Here is a 16,063-nt window from a genome sequence, read left to right as displayed (position 1 = left end):
GTTCCGGTCCGGGCCCGACATTAAGCGGCCGTTCGACGAGCTGTCCAGGTGGGCCGTGAACGGCACCAGGGCCGGGCGGACCCTTGCGGGGTCCGCCCGGCCTCGTCGTACGCGGTGCCGTCTCCTTGCGGGGCGGGCAGTTATTCGAGCAGCTCCGCGTACGCGCCCATGGCCAGGGCGATGTCCGCCTGGGCCCAGAACCGGTGGTAGGTGAAGACGGGGGCGGCGCCGCCCGCCAGGTAGGCCTCGATCTTCGGCCAGGCCGGGTCGTTCTTGTAGAAGGACCGGATGGAGGAGAAGGTCGAGGAGGAGTTCACGGCGTCGCCGTTCGGCATGACGCCGGTCCAGCCGCTCGGGACGTAGACCGAGTCGTCGAAGCGGCTGTAGTCGGAGCGGGTCTCCGGGACCGCGATGCCCAGCGCGTCCTGGTGGTGCGTCCACATGCCGTCGAGCAGTGCCTTGGCGACGCGCTTGGCCTCGGCGTGGCCGGACTTGGCCGCGTAGTAGGTGAGGGTCTTGGCGTAGGAGCCGGCGACGCCGACGTCGTTGGTGTAGTCGACGACGCTCACGTGCAGGCCGGCGTTGGCGCCGGGGCTCGTCGCGTTCCAAGTGTCGGGCGCGCCGGACCACTGGAGGGTGGACGGGACGCGGTAGGTGCCGTCCGGGTTGATCGTGGTCTTGGACAGGGCCCAGGTGACCCACTTGTCGAGGACCGTCTTGGCCTTGGCGTCACCGGTCTGCTGGTAGTACTCGGCGACGCGCTCCATCGACCAGGTCTGGAAGCCGAACCACTGGTTCGACGCCGGGTCGTGGTAGACGGGCTTCTCGTCGTAGAACATGCCGTAGAAGGTGGGCGTCCCGGCCGGCGGGGTGGCGTAGCGGCCCTGCCAGCTGTTGGTGGCGCCGCCCGCGATGGCACCCTCGTCGGACTGGAGCCAGCGGTAGAACTCCAGCTGCCTGCCGAGGCTGTTCGCCCAGTCGGCCTGGCCCGTCGCCGACTTCGGCTTGAGCGGCGCGTAGGAGCTGAGCGCGTACGCGGCCAGCGGGTTCTGGTAGCCGCTGTGGTTGTGGCTGGAGCCGATGCGCCAGGACCAGCCGGCGGAGGTGTCCGTGGCGCCGCCCCAGGCGTAGTACCAGGAGATCAGGTAGGTGGCGCTGTCCTTGCCGGTGCCGGCCGGGCAGGCGGTCGGGCCGACGCAGTTGCCGATCTTCTTGAAGTACTTGTCGAACATCGCGTACCGCAGGTAGTCGCCCATCTTCGCGGCCTTGCCGATGGTCGTGGCGACCTGGCTCCCCTTGCCCTGCTCCTTGGCCCAGAGGTCGGCCCAGTAGGCGGCCTGGACGGCGCGGGCATCGGCGTCGGGGGCGTTGGTGAACTTCCACTGCTTGGCGTAGGAGGAGTCGCCGGTGAAGAGGTCGAGGTAGCCGTTCTTGCCGCCGTAGGCGAACTTGTCGCAGGTGGGGTGGGTGACGGTCTCCCAGACGGACTCCTGCGGGCCGCGCTGGAAGGTGTTGATGTAGGAGGGGCCGGTCGCCGTCGGTCCGGCGGAGCACTTGCCGGGCTCGTTGCCGAAGCCGTAGACGTTGTCGACGTCCTGGATCCAGTGCATGCCGTAGATGTCGTCGGTGCCGTAGGCGCTCTTCAGCTCGCCGGCGATCGGGTCGGCGCCCGAGGTGACGCCGCCGTCGAGGCGCGCCGGGTACTGCGAGGGCAGGTCCCACTCGGGGGCGTAGGTCGCCGGCTTCGAGGCGTTGTAGCTGCCGGTGGTGGGGGTGTCGGCGTGGGTGGGGATCATGAATTTCTCCATGGTGTCCCAGGCGCCGTTGAACTTGGTCCAGTCGCCGGTGATCTTGCCGTACATCGCCTGGAGCCAGACGAGGTAGCTGTACGCCTCCGAGGTCGTCTCGTGCCCGTGGTCGGGGGCCTCGACGATCAGGGTCTCGACGGAGTGGTACGGGATGCCCTCGGGCGAGAAGTAGCCGTTGGCCGGGTTGGTGATCTTCCCGTGGAGGTCGAGGAAGCGGGCGTCGTACGTGGAGTTCGCGGCCAGCTGCGTGGCGGTGACCTCGGCCTTCGCGTGGCCGGGGGCGGTCGCGGTGAAGACGGCCGACCCGGTGCCGGTGGCCGCCGCGGCGACGGTCACCTTCTGCGCGGTGCTCCAGTTCGCCGGGGTGAAGGTCAGGGTGGCCGGGGTCGCGGTGAGGTTGGTGTTGCCCGAGGTACGGGCGACGGTCACCGTGACGTTGGCGGTGGGCGCGGTGGAGAGCTTCAGGTCGAAGGTGCCGGTGGAGCCCTGCTGGACGCCGAGCTGGCTCGGGGAGGCGACGAGCGCGGGCCCGGCGGCGACGGTGATGCCGACGGGGGCCGACTCGGCGGAGGCGCCGAGGCTGTCGTACGCCTTGGCGTAGAGGGAGTGGGCGCCGGCCGCGAGGGCGGTGGCGCTGTGGGTGAAGGGCGCCGTCGTGTCCGTACCGAGGAGGGTGGTGTCGCTGTAGAACTCCACCTTGCTCACGGTGGCGCTGTCGGCCGCGGCCGCCGTGGCGGCGAGCGGGACGGCGGTTCCCTCGGTGTACACGGCTCCGGCGGTGGGGCTGGTCAGGACCGCCACCGGGGGCTGGTGGGCGCCGGTGCAGGAGGTGCCGTTGACCGCGAAGCCGGTCGGGGCGGCGTTCGTCCCGCTGTACGAGAACTGGGCGCCGAAACTGGCGGCGGCGCCGGAGGCGAGGGTGCCGTTCCAGGCCGCGTTGGTGACGGTGACGTTCTTGCCCGACTGGGACCAGACGCCGCTCCAGCCGTTGCTGAGCTTCTGGTCACCGGCGTAGGAGTAGGTCAGCGTCCAGCCGTTGAGGGTCTCGGCGGCCCGGTTGGTGAGCGTGAGTTCGGCGGTGAAGCCCGAACCCCAGTCGTTGGCCTTGTAGTCGACGCTGCACTGGACGGCGGCGGCCTGCGCGGTGGGCGCCGCGCCGAAGGCGGTGAAGCCGAGGGGAAGGGCGAAGGCGGCGGCCAGCGCGGTGATCGGGCGCCGCGCCCGTCGTCTCGGCCGGGGGCGGGAAGGTGCTCGTGACATGCGGGTGGTTCTCCTCGCGGCTCGGAGGTCGGGGGTGCGAAGAGCGGGGGGCGGGCTGTCCGTGGAGACAAGCCCTGAACCAGTGGGAGCGCTCCCACTGTGCAGTTGGGGCGCAACCGCGTCAAGAGATGTGAAGAGTCGAAGGCAGATGAGCGGGAAATTTACCCAACCCCTCTTTTGCTTGGCGTGAGTTGACGCTACGGTCTGCCCCGACCAGTGGGAGCGATTCCGTCCAGTCGGCACACCGTCCGTGGTGTGCCCTCGCTGTCAGGACTCGCTCATGCGACATCCCCCACGTCTCACCGCGCTGCTCTCCGGAGCGGCGCTCACGATGGCGAGCACCGCTCTCGCCGTCGTGGGTACGGCCTCAGGAGCCGCGGCCGCACCCGTCTGCTCGGTGGAGTACTCGGTTTCCAACCAATGGACCGGGGGCTTCCAGGGCGCCGTCACCGTCACCAACAACAGCACGGCGCTGAACAGTTGGAGCCTCGGCTTCACCTTCCCGGCCGGCCAGGTCGTCAGCCAGGGCTGGGGCGGCAAGTGGTCCCAGACCGGGTCCGCCGTCACGGTCGCCAACGAGAGCTGGAACGCGTCGCTCGCCACGGGCGCGAAGGTGACGGCCGGCTTCATCGCCTCCTGGACCGGAGCCAACACGGCCCCGACCGCGTTCACCCTGAACGGCACGCCGTGCGACACGGGCGCGCCGCCGACGACCCCGCCGACCACGGCGCCGCCGACGACCACGCCCCCGACCACGGCGCCACCCACGACCACTCCTCCCACGACCCCGCCGCCCACCACTACTCCCCCCACCTCGTCACCCCCGACCCCGGTCACGGGAGCACCCGAACTCACCGTCTCCGGCAACAAGTTCACCGACCAGAACGGCGCGGTCCGCCGCCTCCTCGGCGTCAACCGCTCCGGCGGCGAGTTCATGTGCGTCCAGGGCTACGGCTTCTTCGACGGTCCCGTCGACGACGCCTCGGTCAAGGCCATCGCCGACTGGAAGGCCAACACCGTCCGCATTCCCCTCAACGAGGAGTGCTGGCTCGGCCTGGACAACGTCAAGCCCGAGTACCGGGGCACGGCGTACATCAACGCGGTCAAGGACCTGGTGACCAAGGTCCTCGCCCACGGGATGACCCCGGTCGTCGAACTGCACTGGACCCACGGCCAGTACACGGGCAACTCCTCGGGCTGCTCCGACGTGCACGCCACCTGCCAGAAGCCGATGCCCGACGCCCAGTACACCCCGGCGTTCTGGACCTCGGTGGCGAACACCTTCAAGAACGACAAGCGGGTCGTCTTCGACCTCTTCAACGAGCCCTACCCGGACCGGGCCACCTCCACCGCGACCCAGGCATGGACCTGCTGGCGCGACGGCGGGACCTGCCCCGGCATCGGTTACGAGGTCGCCGGCATGCAGGACCTGGTGGACGCGGTCCGCGCCACGGGGGCGAAGAACCTGGTTCTCGTCCCGGGCATCGCGTACTCCAACGACCTCAGCCAGTGGCTCACGTACCGCCCCACCGACCCGGCGGCGAATCTGGCCGCCGCCTGGCACGTCTACAACTTCAACACCTGCTCCACCGAGACGTGCTGGAACGACACCCTCGCCCCCGTCTCCGCCCAGGTGCCCCTGCTGGCGGGCGAGATCGGCGAGAACACCTGCGGACACGCGTTCATCGACCGCGTCATGAAGTGGTTCGACGACCGCGGCCTGTCGTACCTGGGCTGGACCTGGAACACCTGGAACTGCAACTCGGGTCCCGCGCTGATCAGTTCGTACGACGGCACGCCGACCGCGTTCGGCATCGGGCTGCGCGACCACCTGCGCGCCCTCACCCCGTGAAGAACTCCCCCATTCCCCGGAGAGGAACACCCACCCGCATGAGCCGCACCAGAACCACCAGCCGCACCGCCCTCCTGGCGGCCCTCGGCCTCGTCACGGTCACCGGCGCCACGGCGACCGTCTTCGGTACCGCCGCCGCCGGCGCGGCCACCCCCGGCTGCAAGGTCGACTACCAGATCACCAACCAGTGGAACACCGGCTTCGGCGCCAACGTCATCATCACCAACACCGGCGACCCGGTGGCCTCCTGGACCGTCGAGTGGTCCTACGCGGGCAACCAGCAGGTCACGCAGGGCTGGAACGCCACCATCACCCAGTCCGGCGCCGCCGTCACCGCGAAGAACCTCTCGTACAACGGCACGCTCACCACGGGCGGTTCGACGTCCTTCGGCTTCAACGGCTCGTACAGCGGCACCAACGCGATCCCCACGAGCTTCACCCTCAACGGGGTCGTCTGCAACGGCGCCACCCCGACCACACCCCCGACCACTCCGCCCACGACTCCCCCCACCACCCCGCCCACGACGCCGCCGACCACGCCGCCCACCACCCCGCCCGCCGGCAGCAAGGTCGACAACCCCTACGCCGGCGCCAAGGTCTACGTGAACCCGGAGTGGTCCGCGAAGGCCGCGGCCGAGCCCGGCGGCACGAAGGTCTCGAACCAGCCCACCGGCGTCTGGCTCGACCGCATCGCCGCCATCAACGGCTCCGCCACCTCGATGGGCCTGCGCGCCCACCTCGACAAGGCCCTGGAGCAGAAGGGCACCGGCGAGCTCGTCGTCCAGCTCGTCATCTACAACCTGCCCGGCCGCGACTGCGCGGCGCTCGCCTCCAACGGCGAGCTGGGCCCGACGGAGATCGGCCGCTACAAGACCGAGTACATCGACCCGATCGCCGCGATCCTCGCCGACCAGAAGTACGCGGGCCTGCGGATCGTCACCACGGTCGAGATCGACTCGCTGCCGAACCTCGTCACCAACGTCTCCGGACGTCCGACGGCCACCGCCAACTGTGACGTCATGAAGGCGAACGGCAACTACATCACCGGCGTCGGCTACGCGCTCAACAAGCTGGGCTCGATCGGCAACGTCTACAACTACATCGACGCCGGCCACCACGGCTGGCTGGGCTGGGACGACAACTTCGGCCCGTCCGCCGAGCTGTTCAAGCAGGCCGCCACGGCCGAGGGCTCCACGGTCTCCAAGGTGCACGGCTTCATCGTCAACACGGCCAACTACAGCGCCCTGAAGGAGAACAACTTCACGATCAACGACAGCGTCAACGGCACCTCCGTGCGCCAGTCGAAGTGGGTCGACTGGAACCGGTACACCGACGAGCTCTCGTACGCCCAGGCCATGCGCGCCAAGCTGGTCTCGATCGGCTTCGACAGCAACCTCGGCATGCTGATCGACACCTCCCGCAACGGCTGGGGCGGCACCGCCCGGCCCACCGGCCCGGGCGCGCTGACCAGCGTGGACACGTACGTCAACGGCGGCCGCTACGACCGTCGCATCCACCTCGGCAACTGGTGCAACCAGGCCGGCGCGGGTCTCGGCGAGCGGCCCCAGGCGGCGCCCGCCGCGGGCATCGACGCGTACGTCTGGATGAAGCCCCCGGGCGAGTCCGACGGCGCCTCCAAGGAGATCCCGAACACCGAGGGCAAGGGCTTCGACCGGATGTGCGACCCGACCTACACGGGCAACGCCCGTAACGGGAACAGCATGTCGGGCTCGCTGCCGGACGCCCCGCTGTCGGGCCAGTGGTTCTCGGCGCAGTTCCAGGAGCTCCTGAAGAACGCCTACCCGGCGCTGTAACACCCCTCTGACGAGGCCTGCGGCCGGCCGGACCCCCCGGGTCCCGGCCGGCCGCAGGAGTCTGCGCACGACACAACGCCCCACGCCACCCCACGAGGGAGCGGAGGGCTCAGCAGGACTCCCGCACGACCAGCTCCGTCGGCAGGACCTGGCTGCGCGTCTCCTCCGGCGGCTGGGCGATCTCCCCCATCAGCATCCGGGCCATCGTCCGCCCCATCTCCTCGATCGGCTGCCGCACGCTCGTCAGCGGCGGGTCCATGAGCCGGGCCACCGCCGAGTCGTCGACGCCGACCAGCGCCACGTCCTCGGGCACCCGGCGGCCCGCCTCCCGCAGCGCGCCCCGCGCGCCCGCCGCCATGACGTCCGAGGCGACGAAGACGGCGTCCAGGCCGGGGGCGCGGCCGAGCAGCTCGCGCATGGCCCTGCGCCCGCCCTCCTCGGTGAAGTCGCCCGCGGCGACCAGGTCCTCGTCCGGGGCGTGGCCGGCCTCCGCGAGTCCGGCACGGTAGCCGCCGAGGCGGGCCCGCGCCACGTACATGTCGAGCGGCCCGGTGACGGTGGCGATACGGCTCCGCCCGCGACCGACCAGGTGGGCGACGGCCGCGCGCCCCGCGCCGATGTTGTCGGAGTCGACGTACGGCACGGGTTCGGCCTCCGAACGGCGGCCGTTCATGACGACCGGGATGCCGAGTTCGCGGATGCGCTCGGGGAGCGGGTCGTCGCCGTGGACGGAGGCGAGGAGGACGCCGTCGACGCGCTGGGCGGCGAGGTACTGCTCGAAGCGCTGCCGTTCCTGCGCGCTGCGGACCAGGGTGAGGAGCAGCTGTTTGTCGGCTTCGGCGAGTTCGGCGCTGACGCCCCGGATGAGGTCGAGGAAGTACGGCTCCGCGAAGAGGCGGGCCTCGGCCTCGGGGATGACCAGCGCGACGGCGTCGGTACGGCTGCCGGCGAGTGCGCGGGCGGCCTGGTTCGGTACGTAGCCGAGTTCGGCCACGGCTCTGGCGACGGCCGTTCTGGTCTGCTCGCTCACCCGGGGCGAGCCGTTGATCACGCGGGAGACCGTTCCCCGGCCGACCCCGGCCCTGGCCGCGACCTGCTCCAGAGTCGGTCTGCCGCTCTGCCGTCCGTTCACCACCGCCGAACTCCCCTCCTGGACACGGAAGCTATGGGAGCGCTCCCATGTCGCGCTCACCCTAATCCACGCGGACACCCCGCGCCACGATCCCGCGTTCAGGAGATGACGGCAGATGACGGCCATGTGGCCGTGGAGCGCGCCGAAACGCCCGGAAAACCTTCCGGTAACGAATCCGTGTTCACGTCTTGACACTCGCACCCGCCAGGCAGCAACCTTCCGGCAACGACGTGGGAGCGCTCCCATACAGGGGCCGCACAGCGCACAACGAGCACCACCTTTGGGACGAGGAGAGTGGAATGCGCACTTCCAGCAGCAGACGCGGACGCCGCACGGCCATCGCGGCGGTCGCGGCCGTCGTGACCGGTTCGGTGCTGCTCACCGGTTGCGGCAGCGACGGTGACGACGACGCCGCCGGGAACGGCGGCTCCGGGGGCGGCAAGATCACCCTGCGGGTCGGCACCTTCGGCTCCTTCGGGTACGACAACAAGACCGGCGCCAAGCTCTACGCCGAGTACGAGAAGTCCCACCCGAACATCAAGATCGAGGAGACGAACGTCTCCGACGGCCAGAAGTACTGGGACACGCTCAAGCTCCGCCTCGGCCAGAACAACGGCCTGGCCGACATCCAGGCCGTCGAGGTCGGCTACATCGCCGAGGCCACCGGCGAGACGATGGCCGACAAGTGGGTCGACCTGAGCAAGGAGGGCGGCGCGAACCTGGGCGCGTTCCTCGACTGGAAGGTCAAGCAGGCCACCACGGCGAGCGGCAGCGTCATCGGCCTCGGCACCGACATCGGCCCGATGGCCGTCTGCTACAACAAGGACCTCTTCGCCAAGGCCAAGCTCCCGACCGAGCGCGACGAGGTCGCCAAGCTCTGGGCCGGCGACTGGTCCAAGTTCGTCGAGGTCGGCCGTACGTACAAGAAGAACGCGCCGGCCGGCACTTCCTTCCACGACTCGGCGAGCGGCCTCTTCAACGCCGTCATCTCCAGCGACCCCGTCCAGTACGCGAACGAGAGCGGCAAGCTCGACTGGGAGAACAGCCCGGGCGTCAAGAAGGCCTGGGAGACCGCCGTCGCGGCGAGCAAGGAAGGCCTCAGCGCCAAGCTCCGCCAGTTCGACGAGAAGGGCACCTGGAACGCCGCCTTCAAGAACTCGAAGTTCGCCACCGTCGCCTGCCCGAGCTGGATGACCGGCATCATCAAGGACCAGGCCGGCCCCGACAACCAGGGCAAGTGGGACATCGCCGCGCCGCCGGTCGCCGGCAACTGGGGCGGCGCCTTCCTCGCCGTGCCGAAGGCCGGGAAGCACACCAAGGAGGCGGCCGAGCTCGCCGCCTGGCTGACCGCCCCGGAGCAGCACGCCAAGGTCTTCGCGGTGAACGGCAACATCCCGTCCTCCAAGGACACGCTGATCTCCCCGGCGGTCCAGGAGGCCAAGCTGCCGTACTTCGGCGACACCCCGGTCGGCAAGATCTTCTCCTCCGCCGCCGCCGGCATCACGCCCGCCGCGATCAGCCCGTACGACGGCCAGGTGAAGACGATCCTCACCGACAACGGCATCCTCGACATCGAGCAGCGCGGCACCGACCCGGCGAAGGCCTGGGAGAACGTCAAGAAGTTGATCGACGACAAGGTCGGCCAGTAGCGGAAGGCCGAGCGCCGGTCCGCCGCCGCCACGCCCCTGGGGCGGCGGCGGACCGGCACCGTCCGCAGCAGCACCGCACGCATCGACCTGGAAGGACGCCCCCGTGGCCACCTCCGTTCGGGCGAGGTCCGACGGCTCCGCGCCGCCCGCCGCACCGCCCTCCTCCGGCCCCCGGAGCCCGCGCCGCCCCTCGGGCGGCTGGCGCAGCACCCTCTACCGCTGGGACATCAAGGCGATCCCGTACGTCTTCGTCGCTCCCTTCTTCCTCACCTTCGCCGCCTTCGGCCTCTTCCCGCTGATCTACACGGGCTGGCTCTCGCTCCACCGGGTGCAGCTCGGCGGCGAGCCGCAGTGGAAGGGGCTGGAGAACTACACCGACCTCGCCACCAGCGAGTTCTTCTGGAACGCGCTCGCCAACACCTTCACCATCGGGGTCATCTCGACCGTCCCCCAGCTGCTCATGGCCCTCGGCCTGGCACACCTTCTCAACTACAAGCTCCGGGGCCGCGGCTTCTTCCGCATCGCCGTCCTCGCCCCGTACGCCACGTCGATCGCGGCGGCGACGCTGGTCTTCGCCCAGCTGTTCAACACCGACTACGGGATGATCAACAGCATCCTCGGCTGGATCGGTGTCGACCCGGTGAACTGGGAGTCGTCCAAGTGGCCGGCGCAGATCGCCATCTCGGCGATCGTCACCTGGCGCTGGACCGGGTACAACGCGCTGATCTACCTGGCCGCGATGCAGGCCGTCCCCCAGGACCTGTACGAGGCGGCCTCGCTCGACGGCGCCTCACGCTGGCGCCAGTTCGTCAGCGTCACGATCCCGTCGATCCGGCCGACGATCCTCTTCACCGTCGTCGTCTCCACGATCGGCGCGACCCAGCTCTTCGGCGAGCCGATGCTCTTCGGCGGCAGCGTCGGGATCAGCGGCGGCAGCGGCAACCAGTTCCAGACGCTGAGCCTGCTGATGTACGAGAAGGGATGGGTGAACAACTCGCTCGGCCAGGCCTCGGCCATCGCCTGGATCATGCTGCTCCTTCTGCTGGTCGTCGGCGGTGTCCAGGCCCTCGTCTCCCGTCACAACCGCACCAAGCTGGGAGGCTGACCCCATGGCCCGCACGCTCGACACGACGAAGCCCGTCGGGGCACGGACCCCGGACGGCCGCGCCCGCTTCCGCCAGTCCGCCGGCCGCCAGCACCACGCCGGACCGCTGACCTACGTCCTGCTGGTCATCGCCGCGGTCGTCTCGCTCTTCCCGCTGTACTGGAACCTGGTCGCCGCCTCGCACACCGGCGAGCGGGTCGTCCAGGCACCGGCGCCCCTGCTGCCCGGCCCCCGCCTGTTCGACAACCTCAGCTTCGCCTGGAACCAGGTCCACATGGGCGAGGCGCTGGTCAACACGACGATCGTCGCCGGTCTCGTGGCCCTGTCGACGGTCGCCTTCTCGACGCTCGCCGGCTTCGCCTTCGCCAAGCTGCCCTTCCGGGGGCGCGGTCTGCTGCTGTCGCTCGTGGTCGCCACGATGACCGTGCCGCCGCAGCTCAGCGTCATCCCGCTGTACCGGATCATCACCGACCTCGGCTGGTTCGACCAGCTCCAGTCGGTCGTCCTGCCCTCGCTCGTCGCCGCCTTCGGCGTGTTCTTCATGCGCCAGTTCCTGGTGGAGGCGCTGCCCGTCGAGCTCGTCGAGGCGGCCCGCATGGACGGCGCGCACAGCCTGCGGGTGATCTGGCACGTGGTCTTCCCGGTGGCCCGCCCGGCCATGGCCGTGCTCGGGATGCTGGTCTTCGTCCAGGCGTGGAACGACTTCTTCTGGCCGTTCATCGCGCTGACGCAGGACGGCAACCCGACCCTCCAGGTGGCCCTCGCCGGACTCGGCGCGGGCAACCACACCGTGGACCACGCCGTGGTCCTGACCGGCGCCCTCATATCCACCCTGCCGCTGCTCGCCGTCTTCGCCTTCCTGGGCAAGCACATCGTGGGCGGCATCACGGCCGGCGCCGTGAAGAGCTGAGCCCCCGCACCGGCTCAGCTCGCCCCCTCTTCCGAACGTCCCTACCCCGTACCCGCGTTGGGAGCGCTCTCCTATGACCGCGTCCGAAACCCGGCCGCTCACCGCCACCCGCACGTTTCCGCCGAACTTCCTCTGGGGCGCCGCCACCGCCGCGTACCAGATCGAAGGGGCCGCGGCGGAGGACGGCCGAACCCCCTCCATCTGGGACACCTTCTCGCACACGCCCGGCAAGGTCTTCGAGGGCCACACCGGTGACGTGGCCGTGGACCACTACCACCGGTTCCGCGAGGACGTCGGCATCATGTCCGAACTGGGCCTGAACGCCTACCGGTTCTCCGTCTCCTGGTCCCGTGTCCAGCCCACCGGCCGCGGCCCGGCCGTCCAGAAGGGCCTGGACTTCTACCGGCAGCTCGTCGACGAGCTGCTGGCCGCCGGGATCGAACCCGCCCTCACGCTCTACCACTGGGACCTCCCCCAGGAGCTGGAGGACGCGGGCGGCTGGCCCGAGCGGGCGACCGCCGAGCGGTTCGCCGAGTACGCCGGGATCGTCGCGGGCGCCCTCGGCGACCGCGTCACCCGCTGGACCACCCTCAACGAGCCCTGGTGCAGCGCCTTCCTGGGGTACGGCTCCGGGGTCCACGCCCCGGGCCGCACCGACCCGGTCGACTCCCTGCGCACCGCCCACCACCTCAACCTCGGGCACGGTCTCGCGGTCCAGGCGCTGCGTGCCGAGCTGCCGGCGGACCGTCAGATCGCGGTCTCGCTCAACCTGCACGAACTGCGGCCGCTGACCTCCTCGCCCGAGGACGTCGAAGCGGTCCGCCGGATCGACGCCGTCGGCAACCGGGTCTGGCTCGGCCCGATGCTGGAGGGCGCCTACCCGGAGGACCTGATCGCCGACACCGCGCACCTCACCGACTGGTCCTTCGTCCACGAGGGCGACACCGCGGCGGCGAACCAGCCGCTCGACCTGCTCGCCATCAACTACTACACGCCGACGCTGGTGTCGCACGTACCGGACGGCGCGGAGAAGCCGCAGGACGACGGTCACGGCAACAGCGAGCACTCGCCGTGGCCCGGCGCGGACTCGGTCGCCTTCCACCGCGCTCCCGGCGAGCGTACGGCGATGGGCTGGCCGGTCGACGCGAGCGCGCTGTACGACCTGCTGACCCGGGTGTCGGCGGCGTACCCCGAACTCCCGCTGGTGATCAGCGAGAACGGGGCGGCGTACGAGGACGAGGTCGCCGAGGACGGCTCCGTGCACGACCCGGAGCGTGCCGCCTACGTCCACGCGCACCTGGAGGCCGCGCACCGGGCGATCGAGGACGGGGTGGACCTGCGCGGCTACTTCCTCTGGTCGCTGCTCGACAACTTCGAGTGGGCGTACGGCTACGCGAAGCGTTTCGGCGCCGTCCGGGTGGACTACGACACCCTGAAGCGGACCCCGAAGTCGAGCGCGCGCTGGTACGCGCGGGTGGCGAAGTCGGGCGAGCTGCACGCTCCCGACGGCGGCTGACCGACGCGGGAAAGGGAGGGGCCTTGCCGGTGGTCCACCGGCAAGGCCCCTCCCTGTCGCCTGTGCTGAGGGTCTATCAGATGTCGATGACCCGGTAGCCGATCACGTACACGCCGCCGGAGCCCTCGACCGTGCGCCACTGGGTCTCGGCGCCGACCTCGCTGCCGGTGACGAGCGTGGCGCCGAGCTTGTCGTCGCCGCTGGTCGAGTCGTAGTCCCAGAGGGTCAGGGTGCGGGCCTGCTGCTTGCCGAGGATGAGGGCCGCGTTGCCGTTGCCGTCCGCCATGGAGCGGACGTAGCCGGTGCCCATCGTCTGGTACTTGATGCCGTTGCCGGGCCAGACCTTGACGGCGTTGCCGTTGGCGTCGGTGATCTTGAGGTAGGCCTCGTCGTGGTCGCCCTCGCTGTTCTGCTGGCAGTGCAGTTCGAAGAGCTCGATCCGCACGTAGTCGATCGGCTCGGCGTGCGCGGTGCCGGCGAAGGCGCCGAGGCTGCCCAGGCCGAGCAGAGCGGTGGCGGCGGCCCGGACGACGCGGTTCTTGCGCATGATGATGGTCCCCCTGTGGAGTCACTCACGTGACATCTCGGTGTTCCCGGCCCGCCTCCCCCGGCGGCCCGGTGTGCCGTTTCCCCTTGGCACGACACCTACTGTGCCCGGCTCCCCCGGCCTCGTTCTACGCGCGTTCCGCTGAGTGGAACGGCGCCGGGAGCCGGTTTCTCAGAGCACCGGGGCGGCCGGTGGCACGGGTCTTCTCGCCCCGCCCCGGGCGAGCGCGCGGGTGACGGCCGCGCCCGCGTCGGCGACCGCGTGGGCGAGGGCGTCGAGCCTCCGGCCCGCGGGCACGAGGGCGGCGAGGGCCGCGACCGTACGGCCGTCCGGGGAGCGGACCGGCAGCGAGGCACAGCACACGCCGTCCATCACGTCCTCCCGGTCGAGGACGGCCCCGCCCCGCAGCGGACCGCGCAGCGCCTTCCCGGCGGCGGTGTCGAGGTGGAACGCGATCCCGTCCCGTACGGGCAGCAGCGGTTCCAGGTCCCCGGAGGCCGAACTCACCGTGATCGCCATGTCCTCGCGCATCACGGCGAGGACCACGCTCGCGCCCGTGGCCGCCCGCAGGCGCTGGACGGCGGGACGGGCGGCGGGCAGGAGGCCGGGGTGCGGCTCCCAGGCCTGGCCGAGCCGGTAGAGCTGCGGGCCGACGCGGTAGCGCGAGCCGGTCCGTTCGACGGCGCCGACGGCCACGAGCTGGTCGAGCAGTCGGTGAACGGTCCCCTTCGGCACCCCGCAGGCGAGCGCGAGCTCGGTCACCCCGGCCTCGTCGTCGTGGCGCCGCAGGGCGTCGAGGAGCGCGAAGGCCCCTTCGAGCACACCGCGTCCGCGCGGCAGGGTGTCCGTGGCCGTTCGCGTGTTCATGAGTGTCCCCCGACTCCTCGCGCCCCGGCCGCGGTCCCCCGATGGCGCGGCTGCGGGCACTTCTCCCACCATGCGGCAGAACGGGGCGTATCGGCGAGGGGTTCGCGCCGCGCGTCGTGGGCGGAATCCGGACGACTCGTCACCCGCCGTCCGGCGCGTGGTCCCCATGGCGTCACTCTCCGTACCTAAGCTCGTGCTCATGAACCACGCACACCCGTCCGCCGCGCTCCGTTCCTGGCGCTCCGGGCGCGTCGCCTACGGCGCGGCGGCGCTCGCCACGGTCCTCGTGCTGGCCGTGCCGTCCGCGCTCTCCGCCCCGGACACACCGCAGGCCGGGAGTCCGTGGCTGCGGCCGGCGGGGGCGCCGCCGACGGTCATCGCCCACCGGGGCGCGCCCTCGGCCGCGCCCGAGAACACGCTCGTGTCCGACGAGGTGGCCCGGCGCGGCGGGGCCACCTGGATCGAGAACGACGTCCAGCCCAGCGCGGACGGTGTGCCGTACGTGCTCCACGACGCGACCGTCGACCGGACGACCGACGGCTCGGGTCCGATCCGCTCGCTGACGGCGGCCCGGATCGACGCCCTCGACGCCGGCTCGTGGTTCGCCCCGGCGTACGCGGGTGTCCATGTCCCCACCCTGGCGGCCCAGTTGGCGGACCTGCGGGCACGCGGCGGGAACCTGCTCCTGGAGATCAAGGGGCGGCACAGCCGCGAGGAGGTGGCGCGGATCGTGCGGGAGGTCCGGGAGCAGTCGATGACGGACCGGGTCCTCGTGCAGAGCTTCGACCTCCGGTCCCTGGCGTACGTGCGCGAGCTCGCGCCCGAACTGCCGGTGGGGCTCCTCCGCGCGTCCCTCGACGCGGACCCGGTCGACGTCGCCGAGGAGCTGGGCCTGTCCGCGTACAACGTCTCGGACACGGCCCTCGCGACCCGCCCGCGGGTGGTGGGCGAGCTGCACGCGGCGGGTGTCGCCGTGAACGTCTGGACGGTCGACAAGCCGGAGCGCTGGAAGGCCCTGGACGTGCTGGGCGTGGACGGGGTCATCACCAACCGGCCGACGGAGATGGCCGGTTGGAACGCGGGGAGGGACCGCTAGGAGGCTCCGTCCAGCTCCGCGAGGAGGGCGGGGTTGACGATGGTCAGGATGCGCGCGATCCGTTCGCGGTCGACGCCCGCCCAGAGGATCCGCCGTGCGGCGCGGTACTTGGCGGCGAGCCGTTCGCGCTGCTCGGGCGCGAGGGCGGCGGCTCGGTCGGGGTGGCTGTTGTGGGCGTTGTCGGCGATCTTCACGAGGGTGGCGTCGGGGTCCCCGGTGATGCGGCGGAGCTTCTCCTCGTAGGGCAGGCCGGGGCTGTTGGTGACGGCCTCGACGAGGGCGACGACCCGGTCCGGGATCCCGGCCGCCCTGAGCCGGTCGGCGGTCCAGTCGGTGTCCTCGATGACGTCGTGGAGGAGCCCGGCCATCGCCAACTCCGCGCCGAACGGCGCGAGTCCGGCGCCGACGGCGCGGACGTGCTCCACGTAGGGGACGCCGGTCTTGTCGACCTGGCCGGCGTGGGCGCGGGCGGCGAGCGCGTCGGCCTCGGCGAGGGTCGTCATCGCG

The 16,063-nt window shown here is 71.0% G+C and carries 12 protein-coding genes; 7 read left to right on the top strand and 5 right to left on the bottom strand.

Annotated features, from left to right (window positions below):
• Window positions 1-140: 140 nt before the first annotated feature.
• Entirely contained in the window at window positions 141-3,068 is a 2,928-nt protein-coding gene (locus ACFC0Z_RS01435; protein WP_376431513.1) for a glycoside hydrolase family 48 protein, read from the bottom strand.
• A gap of 280 nt (window positions 3,069-3,348) precedes the next feature.
• Here ACFC0Z_RS01435 and ACFC0Z_RS01430 point away from each other — a divergent pair, with 280 nt between their 5' ends.
• Entirely contained in the window at window positions 3,349-4,920 is a 1,572-nt protein-coding gene (locus ACFC0Z_RS01430; protein WP_376431512.1) for a cellulase family glycosylhydrolase, read from the top strand.
• A gap of 38 nt (window positions 4,921-4,958) precedes the next feature.
• The gene (locus tag ACFC0Z_RS01425; RefSeq protein WP_376431510.1) at window positions 4,959-6,734 is read left to right on the top strand and encodes a glycoside hydrolase family 6 protein; all 1,776 of its coding nucleotides are present in this window, start codon (window positions 4,959-4,961) and stop codon (window positions 6,732-6,734) included.
• A gap of 109 nt (window positions 6,735-6,843) precedes the next feature.
• On the opposite strand, the gene ACFC0Z_RS01420 is transcribed toward ACFC0Z_RS01425, so the two are convergent.
• Entirely contained in the window at window positions 6,844-7,866 is a 1,023-nt protein-coding gene (locus tag ACFC0Z_RS01420; RefSeq protein WP_376431508.1) for a LacI family DNA-binding transcriptional regulator, read from the bottom strand.
• 299 nt (window positions 7,867-8,165) lie between these two features.
• Here ACFC0Z_RS01420 and ACFC0Z_RS01415 point away from each other — a divergent pair, with 299 nt between their 5' ends.
• From ACFC0Z_RS01415 to ACFC0Z_RS01400, 4 genes are all read left to right on the top strand, one after another.
• Window positions 8,166-9,515 (top strand): ABC transporter substrate-binding protein, encoded by a 1,350-nt coding sequence (locus ACFC0Z_RS01415; RefSeq protein ID WP_376431506.1) that lies wholly within the window; start codon window positions 8,166-8,168, stop codon window positions 9,513-9,515.
• A 103-nt stretch (window positions 9,516-9,618) separates the two neighbouring features.
• Window positions 9,619-10,620: a carbohydrate ABC transporter permease gene (locus tag ACFC0Z_RS01410; protein ID WP_376431504.1), complete on the top strand. Its 1,002-nt coding sequence runs from the start codon at window positions 9,619-9,621 to the stop codon at window positions 10,618-10,620.
• 4 nt (window positions 10,621-10,624) lie between these two features.
• Window positions 10,625-11,530 (top strand): carbohydrate ABC transporter permease, encoded by a 906-nt coding sequence (locus ACFC0Z_RS01405; protein WP_376431502.1) that lies wholly within the window; start codon window positions 10,625-10,627, stop codon window positions 11,528-11,530.
• Between the two features lie 73 nt (window positions 11,531-11,603).
• Window positions 11,604-13,046, top strand: a complete 1,443-nt coding sequence (locus ACFC0Z_RS01400; RefSeq protein ID WP_376431500.1) for a GH1 family beta-glucosidase — start codon at window positions 11,604-11,606, stop codon at window positions 13,044-13,046.
• Window positions 13,047-13,122: 76 nt separating this feature from the next.
• Here the strand turns inward: ACFC0Z_RS01400 and ACFC0Z_RS01395 are convergent, their stop codons facing one another.
• Window positions 13,123-13,593 (bottom strand): hypothetical protein, encoded by a 471-nt coding sequence (locus ACFC0Z_RS01395; RefSeq protein ID WP_376431498.1) that lies wholly within the window; start codon window positions 13,591-13,593, stop codon window positions 13,123-13,125.
• A gap of 171 nt (window positions 13,594-13,764) precedes the next feature.
• Window positions 13,765-14,460 carry a helix-turn-helix domain-containing protein gene (locus ACFC0Z_RS01390; RefSeq protein ID WP_376431497.1) on the bottom strand — a complete coding sequence of 232 codons (696 nt, stop codon included), beginning with the start codon at window positions 14,458-14,460 and terminating at the stop codon, window positions 13,765-13,767.
• 199 nt (window positions 14,461-14,659) lie between these two features.
• On the opposite strand from ACFC0Z_RS01390, the gene ACFC0Z_RS01385 reads away from it, so the two are divergent.
• Window positions 14,660-15,556 (top strand): glycerophosphodiester phosphodiesterase, encoded by an 897-nt coding sequence (locus ACFC0Z_RS01385; RefSeq protein ID WP_376431495.1) that lies wholly within the window; start codon window positions 14,660-14,662, stop codon window positions 15,554-15,556.
• On the opposite strand, the gene ACFC0Z_RS01380 is transcribed toward ACFC0Z_RS01385, so the two are convergent.
• Window positions 15,553-16,059: an HD domain-containing protein gene (locus tag ACFC0Z_RS01380; protein ID WP_376431493.1), complete on the bottom strand. Its 507-nt coding sequence runs from the start codon at window positions 16,057-16,059 to the stop codon at window positions 15,553-15,555. The genes ACFC0Z_RS01385 and ACFC0Z_RS01380 overlap by 4 nt on opposite strands.
• Window positions 16,060-16,063: the final 4 nt, after the last annotated feature.

The sequence above is a fragment of the Streptomyces sp. NPDC056144 genome, assembly GCF_042264145.1.
Lineage (GTDB): Bacteria > Actinomycetota > Actinomycetes > Streptomycetales > Streptomycetaceae > Streptomyces.
This window is presented reverse-complemented; position numbering and strand designations above follow the sequence as displayed.

Coding starts and splice junctions, on each gene's coding strand:
- ACFC0Z_RS01435 (WP_376431513.1), bottom strand. CDS start 3,068: ATGTCACGAGCACCTTCCCGCCCCCGGCCGAGACGACGGGCGCGGCGC.
- ACFC0Z_RS01430 (WP_376431512.1), top strand. CDS start 3,349: ATGCGACATCCCCCACGTCTCACCGCGCTGCTCTCCGGAGCGGCGCTC.
- ACFC0Z_RS01425 (WP_376431510.1), top strand. CDS start 4,959: ATGAGCCGCACCAGAACCACCAGCCGCACCGCCCTCCTGGCGGCCCTC.
- ACFC0Z_RS01415 (WP_376431506.1), top strand. CDS start 8,166: ATGCGCACTTCCAGCAGCAGACGCGGACGCCGCACGGCCATCGCGGCG.
- ACFC0Z_RS01405 (WP_376431502.1), top strand. CDS start 10,625: ATGGCCCGCACGCTCGACACGACGAAGCCCGTCGGGGCACGGACCCCG.
- ACFC0Z_RS01400 (WP_376431500.1), top strand. CDS start 11,604: ATGACCGCGTCCGAAACCCGGCCGCTCACCGCCACCCGCACGTTTCCG.
- ACFC0Z_RS01395 (WP_376431498.1), bottom strand. CDS start 13,593: ATGCGCAAGAACCGCGTCGTCCGGGCCGCCGCCACCGCTCTGCTCGGC.
- ACFC0Z_RS01390 (WP_376431497.1), bottom strand. CDS start 14,460: ATGAACACGCGAACGGCCACGGACACCCTGCCGCGCGGACGCGGTGTG.
- ACFC0Z_RS01385 (WP_376431495.1), top strand. CDS start 14,660: ATGAACCACGCACACCCGTCCGCCGCGCTCCGTTCCTGGCGCTCCGGG.
- ACFC0Z_RS01380 (WP_376431493.1), bottom strand. CDS start 16,059: ATGACGACCCTCGCCGAGGCCGACGCGCTCGCCGCCCGCGCCCACGCC.